This is a genomic window from Sphingomonas jatrophae, assembly GCF_900113315.1.
GTDB classification, from domain to species: Bacteria; Pseudomonadota; Alphaproteobacteria; order Sphingomonadales; family Sphingomonadaceae; genus Sphingomonas_P; species Sphingomonas_P jatrophae.
The window spans coordinates 1,075,351-1,102,172 of record NZ_FOZG01000001.1 but is presented as its reverse complement, the minus strand read 5'-3'; the positions used below and the strand labels follow the sequence as shown (position 1 = coordinate 1,102,172).

Below are 26,822 nucleotides of genomic sequence, written 5' to 3'. Positions count from 1 at the left end.
AATTGGGCCTTCTCCGCAGCTGACCGGTTCGGCTAGCAGGACCGCATGATCGATCTCGCCATCCTTTACGAGCATCCCGCGTGGTTCGCGCCCCTGTTCGCGGCGCTGGACCGGCGCGGCGTCGCATACCGCGCGATCCATGCGGATGGCTTCGCCTTCGATCCGGCGGAGAGCGCACCGCCCGCCCGCGTCGTGTTCAACCGGATCGCGATGTCGAGCTTCCTGCGCTCGCCCGAGCACCCGATCTTCCATGCCGCCGCGGCGCTGGCGCATTGGCAGGATCGCGGCGCGCGGGTGCTGAACGGGGCGCAGGCGATGGCGGTGGATGCCTCCAAGGCGCGGCAGCTGTCGCTGATCGCGGGGCTGGGCCTCGGCATCCCGGCGACGCGCGTGGTGCACCGGGCGGCGGACCTGCCGGAGGCCGCGGCGGGGCTGCGCTTCCCCATCGTGGTCAAGGCCAATATCGGCGGATCGGGTGCGGGGATCGTCCGCTATGACGATGTGGGCGCGCTGGCCGCGGCGGTGGCGGACGGCAGCGTGCCCGACAGCATCGACCGGGTGCTGCTGGTGCAGGAATATGCGCCTGCGCGCGGCGGCACGATCACGCGGATCGAGACGCTGGCGGGCCGCTTCCTCTACGCCATCGAGGTGGATGGCGGCGGCAGTTTCGATCTGTGCCCGGCGGATGCCTGCGCGGTGCCCGGCCGCCCGACCGTCACGATGACGCGGGTGGAGCCGGACGCTTCACTGGTCGCCTCGGCGGAGGCGATCGTCGCGCGGGCGGGCATCGACGTGGGCGGTGTCGAGGTGCTGATCGACGACCGTGATGCCACGCCCCGCTTCTACGACATCAACGCCTTGTCCAACTTCGTCGCCAATCCGCAGGGCGTGCTCGGCTGGGATCCGCACGAGCGGCTGGTCGACTGGCTGGAAGGCGTCATCGCGGAGAGCCGTGCATGAGGTTCGGCTACTGGATGCCCGTTTTCGGCGGGTGGCTGCGCAACGTGCCCGACGAGGGGATGGAGGCGAGCTGGGATTATGCGAAGCGGCTGACGCAGGCGTCCGAGCGCTGGGGCTATGACCTGACGCTGATCGCCGAGCTGAACCTCAACGACATCAAGGGCATCGAGCAGCCCGCGCTCGACGCCTGGTCGACCGCGGCGGCACTGGCCGCAGTGACCGAGCGGATCGAGCTGATGGTGGCGGTGCGGCCCAACTTCCACCACCCGGCCTTGTTCGCCAAGGCGGCGGCCAATATCGACCGCATTTCGGGCGGGCGGCTGGCGCTGAACGTCGTGTCAAGCTGGTGGGCGGACGAGGCGCGGCAATATGGCCTCCAGTTCGACCAGCATGACGATCGCTATGCGCGCACCTCCGAATGGCTGGACGTGGTGGACGGGCTGTGGACCGAGCAGCGCTTCAGCTACGAAGGCCGCTTCTACCGCACCGAGGAGGCGGTCTGCGCGCCGAAGCCGGCGACGCGGCCGACTGTCTATGCCGGCGGCGAGAGCGACGCGGCCAAGACGATGATCGCGCGGCAATGCGACGCCTATGTGATGCATGGCGATCCGGTGTCGGCGGTGGCGCCCAAGATCGCCGACATGGCGCGCCGGCGCGAGGCGGCGGGCGGCGCACCGATGCAATACGGCATGGCCGCTTATGCCATCGTGCGCGACAGCGAGGCGGAGGCCAAGCGCGAGCTGGAGCGGATCACCAGCGTGACCGAACTGCCCGCCGGCTATGCCAATTTCGATCAGTGGCTGTCGGGCACGCAGCTGGAGCGCGAGCTGAAGCTGCAGGAATATTCGGTGTCGAACCGCGGGCTTCGGCCCGATCTGGTCGGCACGCCCGAACAGCTGAAGCAGCGCATCGCCGATTATCAGGGCGCGGGGCTGGATCTGCTGCTGCTCCAGATGAGCCCGCAGGCCGAGGAAATGGAGCGGTTCGCGGTGCAGGTGATGGGGACCGCCTGAGCGCCTGCTTCGTTGGGCGCCTCGGAGGTGCCTTACGCATGAGTCTAACAGAAGAAGACGAACGCTGGATGCGCCGCGCGATCGAGATTGCGCGGTCCAAGGGATCGCACCCGTCCACCTCGCCGCTCGGCTCGGTGATCGTGCTCGACGGCGAGGAGATTGCGGGCGAGCGCAACCAGACGCACGAGCTGCCCGACGCCACCGCGCACGCCGAGATGATGGCGATCCGCCGCGCGTGCGAAGGGACGGGCGAGCTGGAGCTGCGCGGGGCGACGCTCTATTCCACGCTGCAACCCTGCGGCATGTGCACCATGGCATCGATCTGGTCCAAGGTCGGCCGCGTCGTCTACGGTGCCGGGCGCGCGGATGTGCACGAAATGTATTTCGAGGCGCGGCATGTCGATACGCTGGGCTTCATCGCGGACGCCTATCGCGACGACATCGTGATCGAGGGCGGCTGCCTGCGCGAGGAATGCGCGACGCTCTATTATCCGCCCGGCGCCGACCTGCCGCAGGAGGAGCAGGCCAACCTCTGATCCTCGGGCAGCGCGGCGAACCAGTCGGCATAGCTGCTGTTCTTCGCCATGCGCCGGTTCTGGTCGGGCGCGCCGTCGCTCCACCAGACCGGGCCGCGCTCCCCGAGCGACACCTTGGCCGCGTGCACCTGCGCGCGGGCGGCGGCGAGTGCGCGGGCGTCGTCGCTGCGGAGCGCCGAGCGGACGGCGCTGCGGGCCGCCATCAGCGCGTTCACCAGCGCCTGCCGCGCGGCGGGATCCAGCGCCGGATCGCTGCGCCGCCACAGCCGGCCGCGCACGACGATGTAGCGGCCGTCCGGCGTGGCGAGCGGGTCTAGCTGCGCCGCCGCCACAGGATCGCGCCCAGCGCCGCGACGCCGACTGCCGCGGCACCCGCGGCAACCGCCGCCTTGCGCCGCTGATCGGGCCGGCGGCGGCCGCCGTCGATGCCGCTCGCGCCCGGTGCGGGATCGTGCAGCGCGCCGCTGCCATCCTCGCCATCCTCCGCATGGTCGGACCAGTAATCCATGAAGCCGTTCATCACCGCCGCGCCGAGATTGGGCACGAGGAAGTCATTGAGCTTCAAGGCGATAGCCGGCGCGCCGACCGCCGTCGTGTTGCGCGGGCGATCCGCCAGCCGCACCACCGCCTTGGCCACCGTCTCGGGCGCGAGCGCACCGGGCGGGATGGAGAGCTTCGCGCCCGTATAATTGCCGGCATGATCGATGCCCGGCGTGTCGACGAACGTCGGATAGACATCGCAGATGTGGATGCGCGGGTGCTTCGAGACTTCGCCGCGCAGCGCCTCGCTGAAGCCGCGCAGGCCGAACTTGCTGGCCGAATAGGCGGCCGCATAGGGCGTCGCGACGAAGCCGCCGACCGAAATCATGTTGACGAAGATGCCGTGATCCTGCGCGAGGAAGATCGGCAGCACCGCATGGGCATCATTCATGTGGCCGAGCAGGTTGGCGGCGACGACCTGCGTGTGATCGGCGATCGGCACATCCTCATATTTGCCGACGACGCCGACGCCGACATTGCTGAACCACAGATCGATCCCGCCGAGCAGATCGCGCGCCTCCGCGGCAAGCCGGGCGACGGCCGCGGCGTCAGTGACGTCGACGGTGCGGGGATGCGCCTGGCCGCCGGCCGCGCGGCAACGTGCGGCGATATCCTCCAGCCCTGCCTCACCGCGCGCCGCGATCACCAGCTGCGCGCCACGCCTGGCGAAGGCGAGGGCGGTAGCCGCGCCGATGCCGCTGGATGCGCCGGTGATGACAACGCGCAGCGCCTTGCTCTTTTCTGCCATGTTCGCTTCCCGATCTGTCGTGCGAGGGAGACGCTTGCCGCCGCCTGGGCGTTCCGCGGCGCGCCTCCGTGTCGCTTTTGCAACAATCGTTACATGTTTGTTCAGCCCGGTCCGGACCGATGGACGGGGGTGCGGAGGGCTGCGAGACACGTCGGCACAGGTCTGTGACTTGAGGGGGAAATCATGTCGCTTCGTCTATGTCTTGCCGCGTCCGCATCCGCGTTCGCGCTGCTGCCCGTTGCCGCAATGGCGCAGGAAACCCCGTCGGATGCGGCAATCGCCTCCGATGCGGCGAACGTCGACAGCGCGGTGGCCGACAGCGGCACCGTGATCGTCACCGGCACGCGCCGCGCCAACCGCACCATTTCCGACAGCACGGTGCCGATCGACGTGCTGACCACCGATGCGATCCAGAATAACGGCTTCACCGAGACGAACCGCATCCTCAACCAGCTGGTGCCAAGCTTCAACTTCCCCCAGCCGTCGATCACCGACGGCACCGACGTCGTCCGCCCGGCGACGCTGCGCGGCCTGTCGCCCGACCAGACCCTGGTGCTGGTCAACGGCAAGCGCCGCCACACCACGGCGCTGCTCAACATCAACGGCTCGGTCGGCCGCGGTGCGGCGGCGGTGGACATCAACCTGATCCCGTCCATCGCGCTGTCGCGGGTCGAGGTGCTGCGCGACGGTGCGGCTGCGCAATATGGGTCCGACGCGATCGCCGGCGTGATCAACTTCCAGCTCTCGCGGGAAACGGGCGCGCGGATCACCGCCACCTACGGCCAGTATGAGAGCCGCGTCGACGGCATCGAGGCGTTCACCGGCCTGCAGACCAACGCGGCGGGCCAGCCGGTGCTGACGCCCGACGCCAACCGCAACGGCAATGGCGACGTGTTCGCGACGAACACGACGGGCAAGGACCGCAAGGTTTCGGATGGCGAGACGCTGACCGTTGCCGCCACCGTCGGCGTGCCGGTGTTCGGCGAGGGCAATCTCAACGTCTCGTTCGAATATCAGGATCGCAACCCGACCAACCGCACCGGCTACGATCCGCGCCGGCAGTATAACCGGCTGGCGAGCGGCGCGGTCGATCCGCGCGAGTTCACGATCAATCGCCTGAGCCACCGCTATGGCGATGCGGCGACCAAGGATCTCAAGCTGTTCGTGAACACCTCCGCGCCGCTCGGCGAGAATGCGGAGCTGTATGCGTTCGGCAGCTACGGCTATCGCGAGGGCACGTCGGGCGCGTTCGTGCGGTTGGCCAACGATGCGCGCAACGTTGCCGCCATCTACCCCGACGGCTTCCTGCCGCTGATCAACACCGATCTCGACGACATTTCCGGCGTGATCGGCATCAAGGGCGAGATCGGCGACGGCTTCCGTTACGACCTGTCGGCGAACACCGCGCGCAACGCGTTCGATTTCCTCATCAGCAACACGCTCAACCGCTCCTACGGAACGCTGCCGGGGCAGAAGACCGCGTTCGATGCAGGCGGGCTGCGCTATACGCAGACGGTCGCCAACCTCGACCTGAGCAAGGACATCACGGTCGGCTTCGCCAAGAGCCTGACGCTCGCGGCGGGCGGCGAATATCGGCGCGAGACCTACCAGCTGAAGGCGGGTGAGCCGTCCAGCTACAATGCGGGCCCGGTCGTCGGCACGCCGTCGGGGGCACAGGGCTTCCCCGGCATCGCGCCCCTGATCGGCGGCCAGCGCGTCGACCAGCTCAATGCGCGCCACAACTGGTCGGCCTATGTCGAGGCGGACCTCGACGTGACGGACGCGTTCAGCGTGCAGGCGGCCGGGCGCTACGAGGACTACTCGGACTTCGGCTCCGACTGGAACGGCAAGCTGGCCGCGCGGCTCGAGCCGGTGGAAGGATTCGCACTGCGCGGTGCGATCTCGACCGGATTCCGGGCGCCGTCGCTCCAGCAGCAGTTCTTCGCGGCATCGGCCACCAACAACGTCAACGGCGTGCTGCTGGAGACGGTGACGCTGCCGGTGAACAACCCGATCGCCGTCGCGCTCGGCTCCCAGCCGCTCGATCCGGAAACTTCGGTGTCCTATTCGGCGGGCGTCGTCATCACGGCGGTGCCACGGCTGAACGTGACGGTCGACGTCTATCAGGTGTCGATCGACGACCGCATCGTCGTGACGGACAACCTGACCGCAAACCGTGCGGCCGGGGCGACCAACCCGGGCGTGTCGATCGCGCGCATCCTCGATCAGGCGGGCTTCACCGCGACCAATGCGGCGCGCTTCTTCGTCAACGGCGTCGACACGCGCACGCGCGGCATCGATGCGGTGGCGACGTACCGCATGGAGCTGTTCGACGGGCGGCTGAACGCCACCGCCGGCTTCAACTACAACAAGACCAAGCTGGAGCGCATCCTTGCGGCACCCGGGCCGCTGGCCAACATTCCCGGCCTCGTCCTGTTCGGCCGGCAGGAGCAGCTGCGTCTGACGCAGGGCCAGCCGCGCACCAAGATCAACCTGTCGCTCGATTATGAGCGCGGGCCGTTCGGCATCACGGCGCGCACCAACCGGTTCGGCCGCGTGCTGGCGGCGGGCGCCGACCAGTTCGGCGACGTGCGGCTGGGCGCCAAGTGGGTGAGCGACCTGGAAGTGCGCGCGGATGTCGGCCAGCATCTCGAACTGGCGGTCGGCGCGAACAACCTGTTCGACGTTTATCCCGACCGTGTGCCGGTCGGGCTCGGCACCGATCCGGTGACGGGCGCGGCGCGGGCCTATTCGGCGACCAACTATGTCGCGCCCTGGTCCAACTTCTCGCCATTCGGCTTCAACGGGCGCTTCCTCTACGCACGCGTGACCGCCAAGTTCTGATGCGGGCGGCGCCTCTCCGGGGACGGAGGGGCGCCGTTGCCGGCGATGTTCTCTCGTGTCGATGCTCGGCCGATGCACCGACTTGCGGCAAGCTGCGTTAGTGACCACGGCACCGTGTTCCCTGGGGGCGTCGGGGCCTGGAGCAAGCGCAGGTGAGCGAAGACGTCGAGATGACCGCCCAACTCGTATCGTCCGACCTCGGCTTCCTGAATGGCGATGACGAGATTGCCGCACTGATGCGGCAGCATGACTGGACCAACTCTCCCCTCGGCACCCCGGACACATGGCCGCACGCATTGCGGCTGGTCGTCTCGTTGATGCTGTCTTCCAGATTTCCGATGTTCGTCGCGTGGGGACCAAAGCTCGGCTTCCTCTACAACGAAGCCTATGTGCCGATCCTGGGAATGAAGCATCCGCAGGCGCTGGGCACGCCGTTCGAGGATGTGTGGCCGGAGATCTGGCCTGACATTTCGCCGCTGGTCGATGCCGCGATGGCAGGCAGGGCGACCTACCAGCAGGATCTGCCGCTCATCATGCGCCGCAGGGGCTATGACGAGCGGGCATGGTTCACCTTCTCCTACTCGCCCGTCCACGACGATGAGGGCCGGGTGGCAGGCATGTACTGCGCCTGCACCGAAACGACGAAGCAGGTGCTGGCCGAGCGGGCGCTGAGCGAGAGCGAGGCGCGATTTCGCAACATGGCCGATCACGCGCCCATGATGATGTGGGTGACGGATCCGAGCGGCTATTGCACCTATCTCAACCGCGCATGGTTCGAGTTCACCGGCCAGTCGCCGAGTGCGGCGGAAGGCTTCGGCTGGCTCGATCCGATCCATCCGGACGACCGCGCCGAGGCGGAGCGCGTGTTCCGCCAAGCCAATGAGGCGCGCACCGCCTTCCGGCTGGAATATCGCCTGCGCGGGGCGGATGGATGCTACCGCTGGGCGCTCGATGCCGCCGCACCGCGTTTCGGCGACGATGGCGACTATCTCGGCCATGTCGGATCGGTCGTCGACATCGACGATCGCCGCAGCAGCGAGGAGCGGCAGCGGCAGAGCGAGCAGTCGCTGCGTCGCCTGACCAATTCATTGCCTGCCATCGTGTGGTTCGCGACGCCTGACGGCGAGCTGCATTACTTCAACGACCGCTGGTACGAGTTCACCGGGCAGACACCGGAAGCGGCGCTGCCCGACGGTTGGGTCAACACGCTCCACCCCGACGATGTCCGCCCGACGGCGGAGCGCTGGGCCGATGCCCGCGCGCGCGGCGTCACCTACGAGATCGAGATCCGGTATCGCCGGCACGATGGCGCCTATCGCTGGTATGTCGCCAGGGCAGAGCCGCAGCGCGGGGAGGACGGCGCGATCACCGCGTGGGTCGGCAGCTCGATCGACATTCACGAGCGCAAGGAAGCCGAGACTGCGCTGCGCATCAGCGAGGCGCAGTTCCGCGTGATGGCCGATGCGGTGCCGCAGATCGTCTGGATCACCGATGCGGAGGCACGGGTCGAATTCTTCAACCGGCAATGGTTCGCCTATACCGGCGCGGCGCCCTTGCCGACCACCGCGGGCGAAGTGGCGGAAAGCCAGGTCCATCCGGACGATGGCGAGGCGACGATGATCGCGTTCGACCGCGCACGGCAGACGGGCACCACCTTCCTCGTCGAGCATCGCATCCGCTCCGCCACGGGCGAGTATCGCTGGTTTCTCGTCCGCGGCGAGCCGTGGCGCGATCCGGACACGGGCGAGATCGTGCGCTGGTATGGCGCGTCGATCGACATCCACGATCGCAAGCTGGCCGAGCAGGCGCTGCTCGCGCTTAATGCGGATCTGGAACGGCAGGTGGTGGAGCGCAGCCGCGAGCGCGGCATGATCTGGCGCTACAGCCTCGACCTGCTGTCGGTGATCGACATGGAAACGGCCGCCTTCGACGCGGTGAACCCGGCCTGGACGACGTCCCTCGGCTGGTCCGCCGCCGAGATCGTCGGCCAGCCTTATGTGCAGTTCCTGCACCCCGACGATGTCGACACCAGTGCCGCCGCGTTCGAGCGCGTGCGCAGCAGCAGCCCCGTCATAAACCTCGAGAACCGCTATCGAACCAAAGCGGGCGAGTGGCGCTGGCTGTCGTGGATGGCGGTGCCGGAGGGTGGCAAGCTCTACTCGATCACGCGTGACATCACCGAGGAGAAGGCGCGGCAGGCCGAGCTGGAGGCGGCGCAGGAAGCGTTGCGGCAGAGCCAGAAGATGGAGGCGATGGGCCAGCTGACCGGCGGCGTCGCGCATGACTTCAACAATCTGCTGACCCCCATTGTCGGCTCGCTCGACATGCTCCAGCGCCGTGGCGTGGGCGGCGAGCGCGAGCAGCGGCTGATCGCGGGCGCGATGCAATCGGCCGAGCGGGCGCGCACGCTGGTGCAGCGATTGCTCGCCTTCGCGCGGCGCCAGCCGTTGCAGCCCGTGCCGGTGGACGTGGCGGCGCTGGTCGCGGGCATGGGAGAGCTGGTCGCCAGCACTGCCGGCCCGCAGATCAAGGTGGTGGTGGAGACCGCGCCGGATCTCCCGCCCGCCAAGGCGGATCCGAACCAGCTCGAAATGGCGCTGCTCAACCTTGCGGTGAATGCGCGCGATGCGATGCCGGATGGCGGCACGCTGCGGATCGCGGCGACGGACGAGGCGATCGACGCCGGCCACCCCGCCGATCTGCCCGCCGGCCGCTATATCCGCCTGTCGGTCGCGGATACCGGCATCGGCATGAGCGAGGGGACGCTGGCGCGCGCGGTGGAGCCGTTCTTCTCCACCAAGGGCATCGGCAAGGGGACGGGCCTCGGCCTGTCGATGGTGCACGGCCTCGCGTCGCAGCTGGGCGGCGCGTTGACCATCCGCAGCCAGCCGGCGCTCGGCACCTGCGTCGACCTGTGGCTGCCGCGCAGCAGCGCCGCACCGGAGCAGGCCGGCGCGCGCCCGGCGGCGACACAGGCAGGCGGCGGGCGCGGCACGGTGCTGCTGGTCGACGACGAGGATCTGGTGCGGATGAGCACCGCCGACATGCTGAGCGATCTCGGCTTCCGCGTCACCGAGGCGACATCGGCGGAGGAAGCGCTCGCGCTGGTCGGCTGCGCGACGCCGTTTGACGTGCTGGTGACCGATCACCTGATGCCGGGCATGACCGGATCCGATCTGGCGCAGGCGGTACGGTCGCTCAGGCCGGGGACGCCGGTGCTGCTGGTGTCCGGCTATGCCGAGCAGGACGGCGTCGCCCCCGATCTGCCCCGCCTGGCAAAGCCGTTCCGCAAGGACGAGCTTGCCGACAGCCTGTTGCCGCTGGTGGGCGGCTAGGCAGGCGGATCCATTCTAATCTCGCGGCCCGCTTCCTATCTCCTGCGGACCGATGTCCACCTCATCCCCGCTCATCCTCGCGCTCGGCGACAGCCTCGTCGCCGGCTACGGTCTGTCCCCGAGCGACACCTTTCCTGCCTTGCTGGAGCAGCGTCTGCGCGCGCGGTATTCCGGCGCACGCGTGGTCAATGCCGGGGTATCAGGCGACACCACGGCCGATGTTCTGCGCCGCCTGCCGCGCGTGCTGTCCGCGCTCGATCGGCGGCCCGACCTCGCCATCGTGCAGGCGGGGCCGAACGATGTGCTGCGGCAGGTGCCGCCCGCCACCACGCGGGCGAGCCTTGAGGGTCTGCTGACCGAGCTTGGCCGCTGCGGCGTGCCGGTGCTGCTGACCACCGTCGCGCCGCCCGCTTTTCTGCGGCAGCGCGCGGCCGGCTATCTCGGCATCCATGCGGCGCTGGCGGAGCGGCATGGCGCGAGCATCTGCGACTTCTTCCCAGACGGTGTGCTCGGCCATCCTGACATGGTGTTGTGGGATGGCGTGCACCCGAACGGGCGCGCGATCGCCCGGGTGGTCGATGCAATCCTGCCTGCGGTGGAGCGCGTGCTGGAGCCGGCGGCGGAGGCTGCCCGCTAATCCTTGCCGAGCAGCAGCTGACTGCCCTTCTTCTGCACCGCCGCGCTGATCGCGCCGGCCATGAAGGCGAGCATCGGCGGCAGGGCCATCGTCACGCGGATGATCCGATCCTGGATGTCGAGCGTGGCGGAGAGGCGCTGACCCATTGCGGCGATGTCGAGCGCGAGTTCATGCTCGCTCCGCCACGTCGAATGCACCTCGGCGGCGCCGCCGGGCAGGTGCCCCGGCAGTTCGCCCAGCCGCGCGGCGACCCGCCGCTTGGCCTCCGCGCGGCCGAGGCTGTGGGGCAGATCGACGACGGTCGGCGCGGGCAAGGCTCAGTCCTCCGCTTTGCTTCCAACGCCCGGGACCTGGCTTCCGCCGCCAGGCTCGATGGTGAAGCGGGCAAGGGCCTTGGACATGGGCAATCTCCTTGATCGAGAAGCTCAACGTGCCGCGCGCTGCGAATGTCCCTCAGCGCGGCGCGCCGTAGCGGACGGTCTTGATGCGCGTGCCGGGCGTGAGCGCGGTGTTCGCCGGCAGATCGTTCAGCAGCAGGAACAGCGCCTGGGGGTGCGGATCGGCGACGCGGCGGCTCAGCGTGGTGGCGGTGTCTCCCGGCTTGGCAACGACTGTTTCGATGACGCGCGGCCTGAGCGTGGCGGCCTCGGCCGCGGACAGCCGCGTGAAGGAGCGGAACAGGTCGGCAATCTGCGCGGTCTGCGGATCGGACGGGGAGGCGATGATGACGAAGTGGAAGGCACCGCCCGCGCCATCGTCATAAACGGCGATGGACAGCGGCACGGGGCCGTTGCGCCCGGCAAGGCTGGCGCGCAGCGCGACGGCGGAGATGCCGTCCAGCGGGATCCGCTCCGCCGCCTCCACCTGGGCGGGCCCATCGCCGACGATCTGGCGGAGCAGCTGCTCGGCATAGGCCTCGACGCCGCCTGACGGCATCGGTCCGCCGCCAAACTCACCGCGCAGGCCGGCCGGGCCGCTCAGCTGCACTGCGGTAGGGCTGTTGGTCAGTGCGAAGCCGGGCGGCGCCTCGAACGCGATGCGCATGACCGGGTGGGCGAAACGCCGGCCGAGCACGAAGCCCTGCTGCGGATCGTCGCCGTAGAGCATGCCGTCCACCGCATCGAGATAGGCCTGCTTGCGCTCGGGCAGCGCATCGTCGGCAAGGCCGGTCTCCCGGGCTGCGGTGAGCGCGCGTTCGACGCGGTGTTCGGTCAGCGGGTGGCTGAGCGCCCATTCCGGAATGCCGCGCGCCGCGTCGCGCCCGCCGGATGCGGCCATGAACCGCTCCTGCCGCTGCAGGGCGCCGAGCATGCCGGCCGCGGCATAGGGATCGTAACCGGCCTGCTGGAGATAGTGCAGGCCGAGATCGTCCGCCTCATATTCCTGCGTGCGCGAATAACGCAGCGTGAAATATTGCGCGGCCTGACCGGCGAGCCGGGTCATCGCCTCGGAGCCGCTCAGGCTGACGGCGAGGACGCCCAGTGTTCGCCACACCGAGCGGCGCTGCTGCCGCTGCGCATGACTGCCGAGGATGTGCCCGACTTCATGGCCGAGCACGGAGGCGAGCTCCGCCTCGGTGCGCACCACCGCGACGAGGCCGCGGGTCACGTAGATGAAGCAGCCGGGCACCGCGAAAGCGTTGACCACGTCGCTGTTGACCAGCGTGAAGGTGCAGCGCCCGGGCAGGCCCGCCGCCGTGGCGATCCTCTCGCCCAGCGCTGCGACATAGGCGCTCTGCCGCCCGGCATAGGCGCCGCCGAACTCCGCGAGCAGCTTGGGATGCTGCTCGGCGCCATAAGCGCGATCCTCCTCCGAGACGGAGGGCGCGCTGCCCTGCTCAGGCGAAGAGCCGCAGGCGGCGAGCAGGAGCGCCAGAGCAAGCGTGCCGAAGCGCCTCGGCCGGCTCACAGCCAGCCCATAAGGAAGAGCAGCAACAGGCTGAGGCCCAGCGAAACCAGCAGCGATCCCGCGCAGCCCAGCTTGCTGGAAAACAGGACGAACATCGCACCTCCACGGCCTCGGCCAGCTCCAACGGACGGGCCTCGGGCTGGTTCACCGCCGGTTGCGGCGGAACAGGCGCGCGGGCCGCTTCGTTCGATTAGAGCTTAAGGAGATTGACCATGGGCGATGACAACCTCACCGATCGCGTGTCCGACCAGGGTGCCGCCGCAGGCGGCCCGTCCGAAGGAACGGCCGACGATACGATGATGACCGAAGCGCAGCGGATGGAACTGCGCCGCCGCCGCGCCATGTCCAGCGCGACCGACGATGCCGATGCCAGCCATCAGGGCGGCATGGGTGCGCAGGGCGGCCAGGCCGATTTCGGCAAGCCGAAGAATTACGGCTTGCCCGAGTGATCGGGACGGGGGCTGCAGCCGTGTGCTGCGGCTCCCCCTACTGATCAGGATGGATAGACGACGTCCTTGATCCGCACGCTCTCAAGCCCGAGCCATCCGGCCATCCGCTCCAGCTCGGCCATGAGCCGCGTGATGGCTTCCGAAGACGCGCCGGGTTCGATGCTGACCCGCTGAGCGAGCAGGGTTCCCGCACCACGATCGGCCTTCAGATCGACGCGGGCGACCAGCGCCTCGTGGAGCAGGAAGGGCAGGACATAATAGCCGAATGTGCGCTTCGGCTGCGGCACGTAGATTTCGATGCGATAGTGGAAGCCGAACAGCCGCTCGGTGCGGCTCCGCTCCCAGATCAGCGGATCGAACGGCGCCAGCAGAGCAGCGCCGCGAACCGGACGCGGGGGGCGTGCATTGCGGTGCATCCACGCTTTCTGGCGCCACCCCTCGACCGCCACCGGAATGAGACTGCCGGCTTCCACCTCGGCAGCAATGGCGTGATCCGCCTGATCCGGCCTCAGCCGAAAATAGTCGCGCAGGTCGGCTGCGGTGGCGACACCGAGGGCACGGGCGCTGCGCTCGATCAGGGTGCGTTGCGCACTGGCGGCATCGGGCGTCGGCAAGGCGAGGATGGCGGGCGGCAGGACGCGTTCGGGCAGGTCGTAGACGCGGGTGAAGCCGGCGCGCCGGGTGGCTGTGGTGATCTGGCCCGACCAGAACAGCCATTCCAGCGCGCGCTTGGTGTGGCTCCACTCCCACCAGCCGCTCCGGCTCGACCCGTTCTCGAAGTCTGCGGCGGCGAGCGGACCTTCCGCGGTGATGCGATCGAGCACGGCCTGCGCTTCATGGCGCAGGTCGGACGCGAAGACCCTCAGGCCCTTGTAGCCGGCGTCACCCCGTTCAGCCTGCGCCATCCGCCAGCGGAGCAAAGGATGGAGGTCGAGCGGCAGCAGCGAGGCTTCGTGCGCCCAATATTCGAACAGGCGGCGCTGGCGCCTCGGCCCCCACGCCGCCTGCTCGAGCAGCGCGCGATCATAGATGCCCAAGCGCGAGAAAGCGGGCAAATAGTGCGCGCGCGTGAGCACGTTGACGCTGTCGATCTGGAACAGGCCAAGACGATCGATGGTGCGGCGGAGGTGCGTGGCCGATGGCTGCGACGGAGGCGGGCTGCCGAAACCCTGCGCCGCAAGCGCGATGCGGCGGGCATCCCTGGAGGAGAGGCTGAGCGTCACCGCATTCCGCTTGGCGTGCTGCGAGGGGGTGCGTCAATCCGTCAGCTGGCTGTCCGACGTAGCGCAGGAAAGGGCCGCACCGGAACCAAATGTCGATGCCCGGCGCTTAGGCTGCGAAGCGCACGAGGGCCGTATGAAGATCATCAGGTTGCCGACCGGACAGAGTGCGCCTCCGGATGCCGATTGCATCTCGATTGAAAGCCATCCGGAGGACGGCGTCACCCTGATGGGGACGGCCATGTGCGGCGACGACTCCGTGGCGCTGACCGGCGTGCAAGTGGATACGCGGGAAGCGGCGGAGGAGCAGGGGATCGCCTGGGCGGAGAGCCAGGGGGTGGAGACGCTCTACATCGCCGTGGACGCTCCGATGACGCCGGGCGACTGAACCATCCCAGGTTTTTGGACGACGATAGAAGAGCTTGCTTCGTAAGTCGGTGTCGAGGTCTGCGCCCGCGATTTGGCGGGGCGGGGGTGTTGCGGTTAAGGTCCGTTCCGTTCGCGTATCGGTGCGAGCGGAGGAGCGGATTGAATGGCGCAGGGTCCCGAGCAGGCACGGACAGGCATTGCCGGCATGGACAATGTGCTGGCCGGCGGGCTGGCGCGCGGGCGGCTGTTTCTGCTGGAGGGATCGCCCGGCACGGGCAAGACGACGATCGCGCTGCAATTCCTGATGGACGGCGCCGCGGCGGGCGAGCGCGTCCTCTACATCACCTTGTCCGAGACCGAGGATGAACTGCGGGCCAGCGCGGAATCGCACGGCTGGTCGCTCGACGGGATCGACGTGTACGAGCTGGTGCCGCCGGAAAGCCTGCTCGACGACGAGCAGCAGCAGAGCCTGCTCTACTCATCCGACCTTGAGCTTGGCGAGACGACGCGGCGCATCTTCGACGCGGTCGAACGCGTGCAGCCTGCGCGCGTGGTCCTCGACAGCCTGTCGGAGATCCGGCTGCTGGCGCAAAGCTCGCTGCGCTACCGGCGGCAGGTGCTGGCATTGAAGCACTATTTCGCGCGGCAGAAGTCGACCGTGCTGATGCTCGACGATCTCACCGCCGACGCGCACGACAAGACGGTGCACAGCGTGGCGCATGGTGTGATGCGGCTGGAGGAGCTTGCGCCCGATTATGGCTCCGATCGCCGGCGGATGCGCGTGATCAAATATCGCGGGCGGCGCTTCCGCGGCGGTTATCACGACATGGTGATCGCAACCGGCGGCGTCCGCGTGTTCCCGCGGCTGGTCTCAGCGGAACATCGTGGGGAGTTTCGCCGCGATCTGATCGAATCCTCATCGCCGGAGTTGACCGCATTGCTCGGCGGTGGGGTGGAGCGGGGAACGAGTGTGCTGATCCTCGGACCTGCGGGCACGGGCAAATCGACGCTGACGCTCACCTTTGTCGTGACGGCGCTCGCCCGGGGTGAGAAGGCGGCGATGTTCGTGTTCGACGAGGAAATCGGCCTGCTGATCGACCGAGCGAAGGGGGTGGGCATCGATCTGAAAGCGATGATCAACTGCGGTCAACTGATCCTCGAACAGGTCGACGCTGCGGAACTGACGCCCGGTGAGTTCACCGAACGGGTGCGCCACTGCGTCGAAGTCCACGGGGCAAGAACCATCGTGATCGACAGCCTTAACGGCTATCAGGCGGCGATGCCGGGTGAGACGGCGCTGATCCTGCACATGCATGAACTGCTGCAATTCCTGAACCGGCAGGGTGCGACGACCTTCCTGACTGTCGCGCAGCACGGCCTGGTCGGCGACATGCGCACTCCGGTAGACGTGACCTACCTGGCAGACATCGTCATCCTTCAACGCTATTTCGAAGCGCGCGGGCGCGTGCGGCGGGCGATCTCGGTGGTCAAGAAGCGGACGGGCGTGCACGAGAATACGATCCGCGAGTTCCGGATCGACAGCCGGGGCGTGACGCTCGGCGAACCGCTGACGAACTTCCAAGGCGTTCTGCGTGGCGTGCCGTCGCTGATCGGGCCCGATGCGGCGCTTCTTGAGGATGAGGAGTGACGATCGAGAATTCGGAACGAGGTCTGCTGCTCGCGCCGCGGGGGCGCGATGCGGCGATTGCGTCGGCGATGCTGAAGGAGGCGGGGATTGCGGCCACCGCCTACGCTTCGCTGCCTGCTTTGGTGGATGGGCTGGATCTCGGCGCCGGATTCATCCTTGTCACCGAAGAAGCGCTGGTGACGGTCGATCCCGCGCCGCTGGCCCGATGGCTGGCGCGGCAGGAGGAATGGTCGGACCTGCCGGTCATCCTGCTCACGACGCGCGGGGGCGGGCTGGAGCGCAATCCCTCCGCGGCGCGCTACCTTGGGCTGCTCGGCAACGTCACCTTCCTTGAGCGGCCGTTCCACCCGACCACGCTGGTGAGCCTCGCGCACGCCGCGCTGCGGGGGCGACGCCGGCAGTATGACGCGCGCGAGCGGTTGATGGAGCTGCGCGAGCTGACCTCCTCGCTCGAACAGCGGGTGGAGGAGGCGACCGCCGAGCGGCAGATCGTCCTGGCGCAGCTGCACGAGGCGCAGAAGCTGGAGACGCTCGGCCAGCTGACTGGCGGTGTCGCGCACGATTTCAACAATCTGCTGACGCCGATCACCGGCGTTCTCGATCTGATGCATCGCCGCTACGGCAAGGATGATGCGCGCGCCGACAAGCTGATCGGCGGTGCGCTGGAATCGGCAGAGCGTGCGCGCACCCTTGTCCAGCGGCTGCTCGGCTTTGCGCGGCGGCAGGCGTTGCAGACGCGGGCGGTGGATCTGGGGGCGCTGCTCGATGGCATGCGCGATCTGATCGCCAGCTCCGTCGGCTCGACCATCGAGGTGCGGATGCGTGTCGATCTGACGCTGTCCGCGATCACGACTGACCCGAACCAGCTTGAGCTCGCGATCCTCAACCTGTGCGTCAATGCGCGCGACGCGATGCCGGCTGGCGGCACGCTGACGCTGGTCGCGGAGGGGGCGTCGCTTGGGCCCGGCGAGGTGGCGCAGGTTCCGCCCGGCCTTTATGCGCGATTGTCGGTGATCGACACCGGCATCGGCATGGATGCGGCGACGCTCTCGCGCGCGGTGGAGCCTTTCTATTCGACGAAGGAGGTCGGCAAGGGGACCGGGCTCGGCCTGTCGATGGTGCATGGCCTCGCCTCGCAGCTGGGCGGCGGTTTTCGCCTGACCAGTGTGGTCGGCGAGGGAACCCGCGTCGACCTGTGGCTGCCGGTCGCCGCGGAGCGCGCCGTGCCGCACGACAAGCGGGCGGACGAGCCTGCGCCGATCCGCCGACCCTTGTCGGTTCTGCTGGTGGATGACGAGCAGCTTGTCCGCGTCGCCACCGCCGAGATGCTGCGCGAGATGGGCCATGACGTGGCGGAGGCGAGCAGCGGCGCCGAGGCGCTGGCGCGATTGCCGGATCTGCCCGTCGACATCGTCGTCACCGATTACAAGATGCCGCGCATGGACGGGGCCGAACTGGCGCAGCGTGTCCGCGCGCTTCGGCCCGGCCTGCCGCTGCTGCTGATCACCGGCTATACCGGGCCGGCCGACAAGGCGCCCGATCTGCCGCGTCTCGACAAGCCCTTCCGCCGCGCGGACCTGGCTGCCGCGATCGATCGGGTGGTCGATCCCGACCGGAAGGTCGTGGCGCTGCGGCGGTGAGCGGAGCAGGTCAGCTGCGCAAGTGTTGCATCTCGCGGCGGAGGTTCTCGTGCGCCTGTGCCTCTAGCGGCGTGAATGAAGCAGTCCGGAAGATGACGCGCCTGTCAAAGCCGTCGAGGATCTTGATCCGGGCCGCCCGGTATGTGTCGTACGGGACGAAATCATATTCCATGCGGATCTGGCGGGCATAGCGATCATAGGCAGCGGGCGCGGCGCTCAGGATGCCGAGATCGAGGTCGATCAGCGCCTTCTCCAACTCGGTCGCCGCATCGTGCCGCTTGGTGGCCATGATCAGAGCCGCGACGGTGTCGGCGTGCAGGCCGCTTCCCGCCAGATCGTGCAGCGCCTGTTCCGCCGATCGCTCTTCATTGTCACTGGACCGCGGATCGTAGACGATGTCGTGCAGCCAGATGGCGGCGACAAACTCGCGCTGGTGGAGCGGGGCGATAGCATTCGGCTGATTCCATTCCGACGACACTTTGTCGACGTGGGCGAGCATGGCGGTGACATGCTCCAGCGTGTGGTAATGCCGTTGCGGCTCGGCCAGTTGCTCGAGCCAGCGATCTGTCGTCGTGGTGGGCAGAGCCAGCAATTGGAGGGACTCGGCTGGCGTCATGAGGCGATCCTGAGCGTGGTCGCTGCATCGTTCGGGCAGTGCCCACTGCCGTCGGGCGGCAGTGGGCGTGTCGTGCATGACGTCAGTAGCGGATCAGCGGGCGCAGCCGAGTGCCGCTCATCGCCGCATTCATTGCGGCTTCACGAGGCTGGGCCACTTGATGCCGAGCTGTTCGAGATAGGTGCCGTACTTTTTAGGATTATAGTAGAGCGGCCGCATCTTCTCCCGATATTGCGCCATGATCTCCGAATTGATTTCGATATACGGCTTCTCGTTGGTTATCATCGGTTGGTATTTGGTGTTTTTGGTCTGGACGTCGGTGAAGTAGCTTTTCGCCTGGGCAAGCAGGTCCGGCCGGGTGAGCAGGTCCAGCATTGTCATCGCCATCGCCTTGCCGCCCGCGACAGCGCCCTTGTGCGCGATCGGCGTCGCCATGGCGATTGCGTTCGACCAATTGTGCCCGGGCAGTTCGGGGATGTTGGAGGGGTAGCGGATCGTGATGGTCGGCTTCGTCCAGGAAACGTCGCCGATATCGTCCGAGCCGCCGCTCTTCGGCTCGGCATCGGGGGCCTTCAGCTCCTCGATCTTCGTGTCGAGACCTTTTTCCTTGCCGCCGACCAGCTTCTGCACGGCGCGGGCGAATTGCTGCTCTTCGGGCGTCCACTCGGGCAGGCCGATCTTCTTGATATTTTCATAAGCCGCCTCGGCCATCGGGCGGTTCATGTGCTGCGGCGCGGCGGTGCCGACGATGCGATGCTCGACGGTGGTGTCCGTCATCTTGGCCGCGGCTTCGGAGATGGTGTTGCCGATCTCGAAATTCATGCGGATGTTGTCGAAGGATTGTTCGCGGAAATAATACCAGGTCGTCGCCTTCGATGGCACGACGTTCGGCTGATCGCCGCCATCGGTGATGACGGAGTGCGAGCGCTGTTCGGGGCGCAGATGTTCGCGGCGGAAGTTCCAGCCGATGTCCATCAGCTCCGCCGCGTCGAGCGCGCTGCGCCCGCGCCATGGCGCGCCGGCGGAGTGCGCGCTTTCGCCCGTAAACGTATAAAGGACGGAGACGACGCCGGTGCCCTGCGGCTGGCCCCAGCTGGTCTGCAGGTTCGAGCCGACATGCGTGAACAGCACCGCATCGACATTCTTGAACAAGCCGTCGCGCACGAACCACGCCTTCGCCGCCACCGGTTCCTCGGCGACGCCGGGCCACAGCAGCAGCGTGCCGGGGATCTTCTCCCGGATCATGATGTCCTTGACCGCGAGCGCTGCGGCGATGTTGACCGCCTGGCCGCTATTATGCCCCTCGCCATGGCCGGGCGCGCCTTCCACCAGCGGCTCGCGCCAGGCCACGCCCGGCTTCTGGCTGGACTTGGGGATGCCATCGAGATCGGAGCCGACCGCGATCACCGGCCCCCCGCTGCCCTGCGTCCACGTGGCGGACCAGGCGGTCGGGATGCCCGAGATGCCGCGCTGGATGGTGAAGCCGTTCTTCTCCAGCACGGCGGTGATGTAGCGTGAGGTCTCCACCTCCTGCATGCCGAGCTCACCGAAGCTGAAGATCGAATCGATCATTTCCTGGACGAGCTTGGCGCGCTTCTGCACGCCGGCCGCCGCCTCCGCCTTCAGCGCGTCGAGCTTGGCCGGGGCGATCTGCGCCGCAGCCGGAGCCGCCATCATCAAGGCTGCCGCTGCCACCGTTGCCGTCCACATCACGCGCATGTTGCCCCCCGCTTGCGATTCACGGCGGCTACAATGGCGGGGCGGGGGCGATCCGCAAGGTGCGAAACAGCGTCGCACGGAATGCCTGTAACTGGTGGATGCGAAAGCTGGGTTGTTTGCGCTGGAACAAATACCGGCGGCCCCGGCCGTCCTGATGTCGGCCGGTGGCGCGCGAGCGTCGCTCCAACTGGCCGAGGAATGTTCGATGGCCAAGCCGCTTTCCGCCGAGACGATGGCGATCGTCAAAGGCACCGCGCCGGCCCTCCACCAACATGGCGTCGCGCTCACGACCCGCATGTACGAGCGGCTGTTCAGGGACGAGGGCATCAAGGCGCTGTTCGACGAGGCCGCTCACGTCTCGGGCGAGCAGCCCAAGCGGCTTGCGGCCGCGATCCTCGCCTTTGCCCAGAATGTCGACAAGCTCGACGTGCTGAAGCCGGCGAGCGAGCGGATTGCAGAGCGGCACGTCGCAAGGCGCATCAAGCCGGAGCATTACCCTGCAGTGGCAGATGCTCTGCTGCCCGCCGGCCATAAGGCGCGGGCTGCGCCGGAGGAACCCGTCTGCTCTTGGTGGAGGGGTATCGTCGAGCGCCGACTTAGCGCGACGACCTGCTGCGCCGGCTGCTCTGCATGTGGGCCGTAGCTACTCCTTTACGACTGCCGGGCAGAGTCGGCGCGCAGCGATGGCGCCGTCCGCACCCGCCCGGCAGCCGCCAGCCCGCTTGAGCGAGCGCCCGCGTCCGCTGCAGACGAAGGGCTGCGCCACTTGAGGCGCAGCTGCTCCTGGTAGTCCGCGATGTGCTGGAAGTGGGCGCCCTCGAAATAGGTCAGCTCGGAATACATGGACGGCCCTTGCTAACATGGGTTGGTCCAAACCCCATGACCGCGCGCGTAGTTCCGACATTGCGGCGACTGGATACATGGCCATGGCGGCCCGAACCGACTTTGATCAACACATGGTTATTAGCGTTGCAAGGTAGGCAGTTCTTGGTGCGTGCCTCCCAGTTCGAAATGAGTGCAAATGCACGCGATCACGCGTTTGATGGGGGGCGATCGGCGGCTGTTGTATGGAGAGCAGCTGATCTTTGCTCGGTAGGCCTTCCATTAGGTCAGCATCGCCGTCATCGCGCACGCTGGCAACCGCCGCAGCTAGGCCGTGCTGCGACCATCAGCCTTCACTCCCAACTGGCGCCGTATGCCGGTCAGCGCCGTTTCCGCGTGCCCACCGCAAAGCTTCCCGGCGAGGGCCAGCTGGTGCCGGAACCCGTCCACGTCGGACGTGTCGAAACAATAAGGCCGCAGCACCTCCAAAGCGGCTGTGACATGGGGATCCGGAACGCGCTCTTCGGTATAACGGCAGGCGTAGATTGCCCGCTCAAGCACCGACAAGGCCGTGTCGATCGCCGCTTTGTCGGGGAAGTCCGCCGGCCCACGCCTGCGCAGACTGCGCTCGTCCTCACGGTAGATCGGACGCAGGGGAGCGGGGCGCGCCGGGATCGGCTTCGGGCGCATCGCCATCGCAACCGGCCTGAAGCGCAGATCCCGGCTTCCACACGGACACAGGAACCGCTTGATCGCGTCGCCGGCGGCCACCGACCAACCCCGCTCGCTGAAGCATCTCGCCGCGGCAAAGTCGCAATAGACCGTCACCACGCCGCAGCGCAGGCACTCGACGCCCACGTCCGCATCCACCCAGCCATAGTGTCCGATCGCTCTCGGTCTGCGGTTCGCGCCCATGCCGGAACTGAGAACACAGCGGGAACATGTAGGAAAGAGCCTTCGGCGCCGCGTCGTTTCGTCGGCTGCATCGTTGAGCCGCCGATAACGGGAGAACCATGTTGCCGCAGCCGCTGGAGCAGATCGTCGGAGAGATAGCGGCGGACATTGTCGACAAGGCGGCCGAGATCGAGGCTTGCGCGGACGCCAAGGAAGAGGGGCTCGAGCCAGGTCCGTTCGGGATCGCGGTGGTGACGCGTGAGGGCGAGATCGTCCATGCGGGGGCTGCCGCCACCCCGTTTCCGATCCAGAGCATCGCCAAGGTGTTCGCGCTGGAGATGGCCCTCTGTCTGGTCGGGCGGCGGCTATTCGAGCGGGTCGGACGCGAGCCGTCCGGTGATCCGTTCAACTCCATCATCGATCTGGAGCGGACCAAGGGCATACCGCGCAACCCGTTCGTCAATGCCGGCGCGCTGGTGATCGTCGACATCCTGGTCGAGCAACTCGGCGACGACATGCAGGCGAGCGCGGTCATGGATTTCGTCCGCGGACAGATGACGGACGGCACAGTCGGCCTGGACGACGCGGTCCTCGCCACCGAGCATGACGGTGGCGATCTCAACCGCGCGATGATGAGCTTCATGCGGCACCACGGCAATTTGCACTCACCGCTCGACGAGGTGATGGAAGCCTATGTCCATCAGTGCGCGATCGCGCTCGACTGTCGCGGGCTGGCGCAGGCTGGCCTGTTCCTGACCCGCACGCGCCGCTCGCCGGACGACAAGGGCGAGGATGAGCGCGCAAAGCGGATGCGCGAGGTGTCGGCGTTGATGATGACGTGCGGTCACTATGATGGATCTGGCGACTTCGCGCTGCGCGTCGGGCTGCCTGCCAAAAGCGGCGTCGGCGGCGGCATCCTTGCCATCGCCCCGGAGATCGCCTCCATCGCGGTCTGGTCGCCCAATCTGGACCAGCACGGCAATTCGATGCTGGGCGTTCGTGCGCTCGAGATGCTGAGCCATCGGACAGGCTGGTCGGTTTTCGGCCCGCCGCTCTGATCGCAAGCGATCTGATCCGCGTGGCTGCCGATCCGGCGTGATCTGGGGCCGGGCAGGCGTTCGCCCGGTAAGCTCCTCTAAAGACATCAACCATAAGATCGCCTCATGTTTGCGTCGATTTCCGGTCGAATCGCCGGGCTGGGGCTGATCGTGCTGGTGGCCTTGGTGTCGCTGGCCGGGCTGCTGATGGACGCCTCGCATCAGACGACCGAGAGTTTCCGCTGGGTCACGCATTCCGCCGCCGTGATCGAGACGACGCAGGAGGCGCTCGATCATCTCCGCGAAGCCGAATCAGGCCAGCGCGGCTTCATCATCACGCATGAACCGGCTTATGCCCGATCTTTCGGAGCCAGCGTCGGCGAATCTGCCGCCGCCATCAAGCGCATCGTCGCGCTGACCCGCGACAATCCCCCACAGCATGCGCGTGCGCGCGAACTGGCCGGCTTGATGGCCAGGCGGGCGACGACGTTGCGAGGGCCGCTCGATCTCGGCCGCCGCGGCGACTTCGCCTCCGCCGTCCGTGCCATCCAGAGCGGCACCGGCCGCGACCTGATGGACGCGGTCAACGTCCGTGCCGAGGCCTTTCTCGACGAAGAGCGCAGGTTCCAGAAGGAGAGGGTCGGGGCAGCCGAGCAGCGCGTCGCGCGCGGCGAGCGCCTGGCCCTGTTCGGGGCGACGATCGTGGCGCTGATCGTGCTCGTCGGTTTCGCCTTCCTGGTCCGCAGCATCCGCCGCCCGCTCAAGACCATCCTCGAGGCGATGACTGGGCTGGGGCATGGCGTTCGCGGTGCGCGGGTCGGCCCGGGCATGGGCTCGATCGAGTTCAGGCGGCTGGCGCGCGGCTATAACGACATGGCGGATCGGCTGGAGCGCGCGCTCGACGAGCAGGAGCAGAGCGAGCAGCGGCTGCAAAGCGCCAATGCTGAGCTTCTGCAGAATACCGCGACGCTGCAGAAGCGTGGCGAGGCGATCGAGATCCTTGGCGGCATGGCGCACCGGATGCAGGCCGCGCGCACCGACGAGGAGCTGGCCTCGATCATCCAGGTGTTCGTGCCGCGGATCATGCCCGACCTTCCCGGCACGCTGTACGCGCACAACAATTCTCGAAACCTGCTGCTGCCGCTCGCTTCGTGGGGTGACGACGCCACCTTGCCGGGTGGTTTCGCGCCGGATCAATGCTGGGCGCTTCGCCGCGGGCAGAGCCATTTCGTCAGCGCGCCGGGCTGCGACATCGTCTGCGGCCATGCGCACGAGGGGGAAGTCTATCATTGCGAGCCGCTGCTGGCGGGCGGCGAGGTGATCGGCGTGCTGACCTTGCGAGGATCGGTCGAGGGCGAAAGCCGCTATCACCTGACCGTGCTGACGGAGAACATCGCCTCAGCGCTCGTCAATCACCGCCTCCAGCGATCGCTGCGCGAACAGACGATCCGGGATCCGCTCACCGGGCTGTTCAACCGCCGCTACATGGAGGAAGCGCTCGCACTGGAGATTGCGCGCGCTTCTCGGTCCGGCACCCCGCTCAGCCTCGTCATGTGCGACGTCGACCATTTCAAGCGGTTCAACGACGAGTTCGGCCACGATGCGGGGGATGCGGTGCTTCAGACGGTTGCGGCCGAGATGCGCAGCCGGTTTCGCGACGGGGACGTCGTCTGCCGCTATGGCGGCGAGGAATTCACGATCATCGCTCCGGGAACGAACGCCGAGACGCTGCTGCACCGCGTCGAGATCGTGCGGCAGGCGATCACCGAGCTGAACATCCGCCAGAACGGGCAGACCTTGGGCTCTACCAGCATGTCGTTCGGCGTGGCGACCTGGGACGAGAGCATGGCGCGGGACGGATCTACGCTGGTGCGCGCGGCAGATGCTGCCCTTTACGAAGCGAAGCGAAGCGGCCGGAACAGGACGGTGGTGAGCCGATTGGCGGCGTGATCCGGCCTGTCCGCTGCGGTCTCTTCGCTCGACCGGTCTTTACGAGCGATCGCCGCGGCTGCATGCCGCGCACGAATAAAAGACATCCGATTCTGAGCTAAGCAGCCAGTGGCGCAGTTCCAACCTCACGCAGATGCATGCGCGCAATGCTGCTCGCGATGGGACGCGTGAGCCGTTCCATCATGGCGAACACGTCCTCTCCTGTCCGCTGGGCAGGCGCAAGCTGGCTGGCCATAGACCACAGGCCGAACTGCCGGCGCGGCACGGAGCGCATGCTCAGCACGCCGACGCGCCAGTGCCGCGGATCGCGCTTGATGCTGGCGTAGATGGCCTGGACAGCGTCACACTTGCCTTCCAGTGCCTGCAAGAAGCGAGAGCCATCATGGACGAGAAGGCCGGTGATGCCTGCAGCCAGGTTGCGGCTGCGAGAGGCGGCGAGAATTTGTTCGAGCGCGTCGTGGCTTAATCCGGGAACGACGTTACTGATGTAGGTTAACTGCAGCAAAATTCCATCCCCGCTTATCGCTCTTGAGGGCAGCAACTAGTTCTTGCCGGTAAAGTGTCCGTAAATCATCCAGGTCCGGCTTGCGTCAACCTGCCAGGCAGATGTCAGCTGGATCTTGCGGTCGTCTTGGTGAGAGCATGTTTGCAATTGCCGTTCGCAGACTGGCCCGCCGCCCGAGACGGTAGAATGGCAGACAGAGGATGTCGGGCATCAGCCTTGGGGCCGGATCAGCCTGCCATCCCTGATGTGGTTGGCCCCGGCATGCTTCATCATGGTGCTGAACTCGAAAATTGAGGGATCGATAGGAGCCTGCCATGCGAGCGGCTGTCGCATAGGCCAGATTGGCCATCGTCGAGCCGACAAGAGGACCGTCAGGCACATTGATTGTCGGCTCGCACGCGGGGCATGACGAGCGATCATCAAATTTGGCGAGATCGCATGACCGCATACATTTTAAGTCTGTCGTGCCCGGATCAGCCGGGGATCGTCGCGACAGTCACGGCCGAGCTGTTTCGCCAACAGGCTAACATCATTCAGGCGGCCCAGTTCGAAGATGCCGAGACGAGACGCTTCTTCATGCGCGTCGTGTTCACGGTGGTTGATGAGGCCGCAGCGTCAGCGGTACGGCTAGCCGTGGAACCGCTTGCTTCTCAGTTGAGCATGACCTGGACGGTGCGTCCTCGCGACCGCCGGCAGAAGGTGCTGCTGCTCGCGTCCAGATTCGACCATTGCCTTGCTGACTTGCTCTACCGGCAGCGTATCGGTGAGCTGAACATGGATGTGGCTGCGATCATCTCCAATCACCCGCGTGACACGTTCGGGGATCTTGGTGGCGCCCCATTCCATCATCTGCCCGTGACTAGAGAGACCAAGCACGAACAGGAGGTGCGCATCCGCGCCCTTGTCGAGGAGACTGGCACCGAACTGGTGGTACTGGCGCGTTATATGCAGGTGCTGTCAGACGATCTCGCGTCATTCCTGACTGGCCGTTGCATCAACATCCATCACAGCTTCCTGCCGGGCTTCAAAGGAGCCAAGCCGTACCATCAGGCGCATGCTCGCGGCGTTAAAATGATCGGTGCCACCGCGCATTACGTCACGTCCGATCTCGATGAAGGGCCCATCATCGCTCAGGACGTGGAGCCGGTCAGCCATGCCGACACGCCTGAAGCTCTGGTTCGCAAGGGGAGAGACATTGAGCGGCGGGTTCTGGCTCGGGCGGTACGGGCCCACCTAGAAGACCGGGTTCTGATCAATGGCACGAAGACGGTTGTCTTCCCAGATTGATTGCAGCCGCAAGGCCAGGTCGATCCGAGGGTGAGAGGCGTTCCGGTGCGCCTTGCCCATCGAGCGCGGGGAGAGTAACATTTCGTTACAGGAAGAGGACTCGAGAACATGCCGGCTCAGACCGTCCGCAGCGTCTTCAACGCGA

24 protein-coding genes are annotated in these 26,822 nt (G+C 67.2%); 14 read left to right on the top strand and 10 right to left on the bottom strand.

Annotated features, from left to right (window positions below; all coding sequences use genetic code 11):
* Window positions 1-45: 45 nt before the first annotated feature.
* From BM360_RS05125 to BM360_RS05115, 3 genes are read left to right on the top strand one after another with little or no spacing between them, the layout of a single operon-like run.
* Window positions 46-960, top strand: coding sequence for an ATP-grasp domain-containing protein (locus BM360_RS05125; protein ID WP_093311736.1), 915 nt, complete (start codon window positions 46-48; stop codon window positions 958-960).
* Window positions 957-1,973 (top strand): LLM class flavin-dependent oxidoreductase, encoded by a 1,017-nt coding sequence (locus BM360_RS05120; protein WP_093311731.1) that lies wholly within the window; start codon window positions 957-959, stop codon window positions 1,971-1,973. The genes BM360_RS05125 and BM360_RS05120 overlap by 4 nt, the downstream gene beginning before the upstream one ends.
* A gap of 38 nt (window positions 1,974-2,011) precedes the next feature.
* Window positions 2,012-2,509 carry a nucleoside deaminase gene (locus BM360_RS05115; RefSeq protein WP_093311724.1) on the top strand — a complete coding sequence of 166 codons (498 nt, stop codon included), beginning with the start codon at window positions 2,012-2,014 and terminating at the stop codon, window positions 2,507-2,509.
* On the opposite strand, the gene BM360_RS05110 is transcribed toward BM360_RS05115, so the two are convergent.
* Both BM360_RS05110 and BM360_RS05105 read right to left on the bottom strand, forming a co-directional pair.
* On the bottom strand, window positions 2,461-2,841 hold the full coding sequence (locus BM360_RS05110; RefSeq protein ID WP_093311716.1) for a hypothetical protein: 381 nt from the start codon (window positions 2,839-2,841) through the stop codon (window positions 2,461-2,463). The genes BM360_RS05115 and BM360_RS05110 overlap by 49 nt on opposite strands.
* Window positions 2,823-3,797, bottom strand: a complete 975-nt coding sequence (locus BM360_RS05105; RefSeq protein WP_093311708.1) for an SDR family oxidoreductase — start codon at window positions 3,795-3,797, stop codon at window positions 2,823-2,825. The genes BM360_RS05110 and BM360_RS05105 overlap by 19 nt, the downstream gene beginning before the upstream one ends.
* A 183-nt stretch (window positions 3,798-3,980) precedes the next feature.
* Between BM360_RS05105 and BM360_RS05100 the strand changes: the two genes are divergently transcribed.
* The 3 genes from BM360_RS05100 (at window position 3,981) to BM360_RS05090 (ending at window position 10,613) form a co-directional block, all read left to right on the top strand.
* The gene (locus BM360_RS05100) at window positions 3,981-6,641 is read left to right on the top strand and encodes a TonB-dependent receptor plug domain-containing protein (protein ID WP_093311703.1); all 2,661 of its coding nucleotides are present in this window, start codon (window positions 3,981-3,983) and stop codon (window positions 6,639-6,641) included.
* A gap of 152 nt (window positions 6,642-6,793) precedes the next feature.
* Window positions 6,794-9,976, top strand: coding sequence for a hybrid sensor histidine kinase/response regulator (locus tag BM360_RS05095; RefSeq protein WP_165611205.1), 3,183 nt, complete (start codon window positions 6,794-6,796; stop codon window positions 9,974-9,976).
* Window positions 9,977-10,028: 52 nt separating this feature from the next.
* The gene (locus BM360_RS05090) at window positions 10,029-10,613 is read left to right on the top strand and encodes a GDSL-type esterase/lipase family protein (RefSeq protein ID WP_093311700.1); all 585 of its coding nucleotides are present in this window, start codon (window positions 10,029-10,031) and stop codon (window positions 10,611-10,613) included.
* Here BM360_RS05090 and BM360_RS05085 read toward each other — a convergent pair.
* Together BM360_RS05085 and BM360_RS05080 are read right to left on the bottom strand one after the other, a co-directional pair.
* Entirely contained in the window at window positions 10,610-10,927 is a 318-nt protein-coding gene (locus tag BM360_RS05085; RefSeq protein ID WP_093311697.1) for a polyhydroxyalkanoic acid system family protein, read from the bottom strand. The two genes, BM360_RS05090 and BM360_RS05085, sit on opposite strands and share 4 nt — an antisense overlap.
* 139 nt (window positions 10,928-11,066) lie before the next feature.
* Window positions 11,067-12,521 (bottom strand): M48 family metalloprotease, encoded by a 1,455-nt coding sequence (locus BM360_RS05080; RefSeq protein WP_165611204.1) that lies wholly within the window; start codon window positions 12,519-12,521, stop codon window positions 11,067-11,069.
* 212 nt (window positions 12,522-12,733) lie between these two features.
* On the opposite strand from BM360_RS05080, the gene BM360_RS05075 reads away from it, so the two are divergent.
* On the top strand, window positions 12,734-12,970 hold the full coding sequence (locus tag BM360_RS05075; RefSeq protein ID WP_093311693.1) for a hypothetical protein: 237 nt from the start codon (window positions 12,734-12,736) through the stop codon (window positions 12,968-12,970).
* 44 nt (window positions 12,971-13,014) lie between these two features.
* Here BM360_RS05075 and BM360_RS05070 read toward each other — a convergent pair whose 3' ends face one another.
* Window positions 13,015-14,193, bottom strand: a complete 1,179-nt coding sequence (locus BM360_RS05070; RefSeq protein WP_093311690.1) for a winged helix-turn-helix domain-containing protein — start codon at window positions 14,191-14,193, stop codon at window positions 13,015-13,017.
* Between the two features lie 133 nt (window positions 14,194-14,326).
* Between BM360_RS05070 and BM360_RS05065 the strand changes: the two genes are divergently transcribed.
* The 3 genes from BM360_RS05065 to BM360_RS05055 all read left to right on the top strand — a co-directional run bounded on the left by BM360_RS05065 (window position 14,327) and on the right by BM360_RS05055 (window position 17,847).
* Entirely contained in the window at window positions 14,327-14,578 is a 252-nt protein-coding gene (locus tag BM360_RS05065; protein ID WP_093311687.1) for a hypothetical protein, read from the top strand.
* Between the two features lie 144 nt (window positions 14,579-14,722).
* Window positions 14,723-16,207 carry an ATPase domain-containing protein gene (locus tag BM360_RS05060; protein ID WP_093311684.1) on the top strand — a complete coding sequence of 495 codons (1,485 nt, stop codon included), beginning with the start codon at window positions 14,723-14,725 and terminating at the stop codon, window positions 16,205-16,207.
* On the top strand, window positions 16,204-17,847 hold the full coding sequence (locus BM360_RS05055) for a response regulator (RefSeq protein ID WP_242653322.1): 1,644 nt from the start codon (window positions 16,204-16,206) through the stop codon (window positions 17,845-17,847). The genes BM360_RS05060 and BM360_RS05055 overlap by 4 nt, the downstream gene beginning before the upstream one ends.
* Before the next feature lie 10 nt (window positions 17,848-17,857).
* On the opposite strand, the gene BM360_RS05050 is transcribed toward BM360_RS05055, so the two are convergent.
* Window positions 17,858-18,463 (bottom strand): HD domain-containing protein, encoded by a 606-nt coding sequence (locus tag BM360_RS05050; protein WP_131819183.1) that lies wholly within the window; start codon window positions 18,461-18,463, stop codon window positions 17,858-17,860.
* A gap of 129 nt (window positions 18,464-18,592) precedes the next feature.
* A complete protein-coding gene (locus BM360_RS05045; RefSeq protein ID WP_093311679.1) occupies window positions 18,593-20,182 on the bottom strand; it encodes an amidohydrolase in 1,590 nt (529 codons plus the stop codon).
* 205 nt (window positions 20,183-20,387) lie between these two features.
* Here BM360_RS05045 and BM360_RS05040 point away from each other — a divergent pair, with 205 nt between their 5' ends.
* Window positions 20,388-20,825 (top strand): globin domain-containing protein, encoded by a 438-nt coding sequence (locus BM360_RS05040; protein WP_093313780.1) that lies wholly within the window; start codon window positions 20,388-20,390, stop codon window positions 20,823-20,825.
* Window positions 20,826-20,833: 8 nt separating this feature from the next.
* Here the strand turns inward: BM360_RS05040 and BM360_RS05035 are convergent, their stop codons facing one another.
* Together BM360_RS05035 and BM360_RS05030 are read right to left on the bottom strand one after the other, a co-directional pair.
* Window positions 20,834-21,025, bottom strand: a complete 192-nt coding sequence (locus BM360_RS05035; RefSeq protein WP_093311677.1) for a hypothetical protein — start codon at window positions 21,023-21,025, stop codon at window positions 20,834-20,836.
* A gap of 306 nt (window positions 21,026-21,331) precedes the next feature.
* Entirely contained in the window at window positions 21,332-21,862 is a 531-nt protein-coding gene (locus BM360_RS05030) for a hypothetical protein (protein WP_131819182.1), read from the bottom strand.
* A gap of 155 nt (window positions 21,863-22,017) precedes the next feature.
* Between BM360_RS05030 and glsA the strand changes: the two genes are divergently transcribed.
* Together glsA and BM360_RS05020 are read left to right on the top strand one after the other, a co-directional pair.
* Window positions 22,018-22,956, top strand: coding sequence for a glutaminase A (glsA, locus tag BM360_RS05025; protein WP_093311670.1), 939 nt, complete (start codon window positions 22,018-22,020; stop codon window positions 22,954-22,956).
* Between the two features lie 105 nt (window positions 22,957-23,061).
* On the top strand, window positions 23,062-24,885 hold the full coding sequence (locus BM360_RS05020; protein ID WP_207544529.1) for a diguanylate cyclase: 1,824 nt from the start codon (window positions 23,062-23,064) through the stop codon (window positions 24,883-24,885).
* A 97-nt stretch (window positions 24,886-24,982) separates the two neighbouring features.
* On the opposite strand, the gene BM360_RS05015 is transcribed toward BM360_RS05020, so the two are convergent.
* Entirely contained in the window at window positions 24,983-25,390 is a 408-nt protein-coding gene (locus BM360_RS05015; protein ID WP_165611203.1) for a BLUF domain-containing protein, read from the bottom strand.
* Window positions 25,391-25,828: 438 nt separating this feature from the next.
* On the opposite strand from BM360_RS05015, the gene purU reads away from it, so the two are divergent.
* Window positions 25,829-26,677 (top strand): formyltetrahydrofolate deformylase, encoded by an 849-nt coding sequence (gene purU, locus BM360_RS05010; protein ID WP_093311663.1) that lies wholly within the window; start codon window positions 25,829-25,831, stop codon window positions 26,675-26,677.
* Window positions 26,678-26,822 lie beyond the last annotated feature (145 nt).

Bases quoted from the DNA above. Each gene is read 5' to 3' on its own strand.
- glsA (WP_093311670.1), top strand. From the start codon at position 22,018: ATGTTGCCGCAGCCGCTGGAGCAGATCGTCGGAGAGATAGCGGCGGAC.
- BM360_RS05125 (WP_093311736.1), top strand. From the start codon at position 46: ATGATCGATCTCGCCATCCTTTACGAGCATCCCGCGTGGTTCGCGCCC.
- BM360_RS05090 (WP_093311700.1), top strand. From the start codon at position 10,029: ATGTCCACCTCATCCCCGCTCATCCTCGCGCTCGGCGACAGCCTCGTC.
- BM360_RS05065 (WP_093311687.1), top strand. From the start codon at position 14,327: ATGAAGATCATCAGGTTGCCGACCGGACAGAGTGCGCCTCCGGATGCC.
- BM360_RS05035 (WP_093311677.1), bottom strand. From the start codon at position 21,025: ATGTATTCCGAGCTGACCTATTTCGAGGGCGCCCACTTCCAGCACATC.
- BM360_RS05075 (WP_093311693.1), top strand. From the start codon at position 12,734: ATGGGCGATGACAACCTCACCGATCGCGTGTCCGACCAGGGTGCCGCC.
- BM360_RS05120 (WP_093311731.1), top strand. From the start codon at position 957: ATGAGGTTCGGCTACTGGATGCCCGTTTTCGGCGGGTGGCTGCGCAAC.
- BM360_RS05105 (WP_093311708.1), bottom strand. From the start codon at position 3,797: ATGGCAGAAAAGAGCAAGGCGCTGCGCGTTGTCATCACCGGCGCATCC.
- purU (WP_093311663.1), top strand. From the start codon at position 25,829: ATGACCGCATACATTTTAAGTCTGTCGTGCCCGGATCAGCCGGGGATC.
- BM360_RS05115 (WP_093311724.1), top strand. From the start codon at position 2,012: ATGAGTCTAACAGAAGAAGACGAACGCTGGATGCGCCGCGCGATCGAG.
- BM360_RS05040 (WP_093313780.1), top strand. From the start codon at position 20,388: ATGGCCAAGCCGCTTTCCGCCGAGACGATGGCGATCGTCAAAGGCACC.
- BM360_RS05045 (WP_093311679.1), bottom strand. From the start codon at position 20,182: ATGCGCGTGATGTGGACGGCAACGGTGGCAGCGGCAGCCTTGATGATG.
- BM360_RS05060 (WP_093311684.1), top strand. From the start codon at position 14,723: ATGGCGCAGGGTCCCGAGCAGGCACGGACAGGCATTGCCGGCATGGAC.
- BM360_RS05020 (WP_207544529.1), top strand. From the start codon at position 23,062: ATGTTTGCGTCGATTTCCGGTCGAATCGCCGGGCTGGGGCTGATCGTG.
- BM360_RS05050 (WP_131819183.1), bottom strand. From the start codon at position 18,463: ATGACGCCAGCCGAGTCCCTCCAATTGCTGGCTCTGCCCACCACGACG.
- BM360_RS05100 (WP_093311703.1), top strand. From the start codon at position 3,981: ATGTCGCTTCGTCTATGTCTTGCCGCGTCCGCATCCGCGTTCGCGCTG.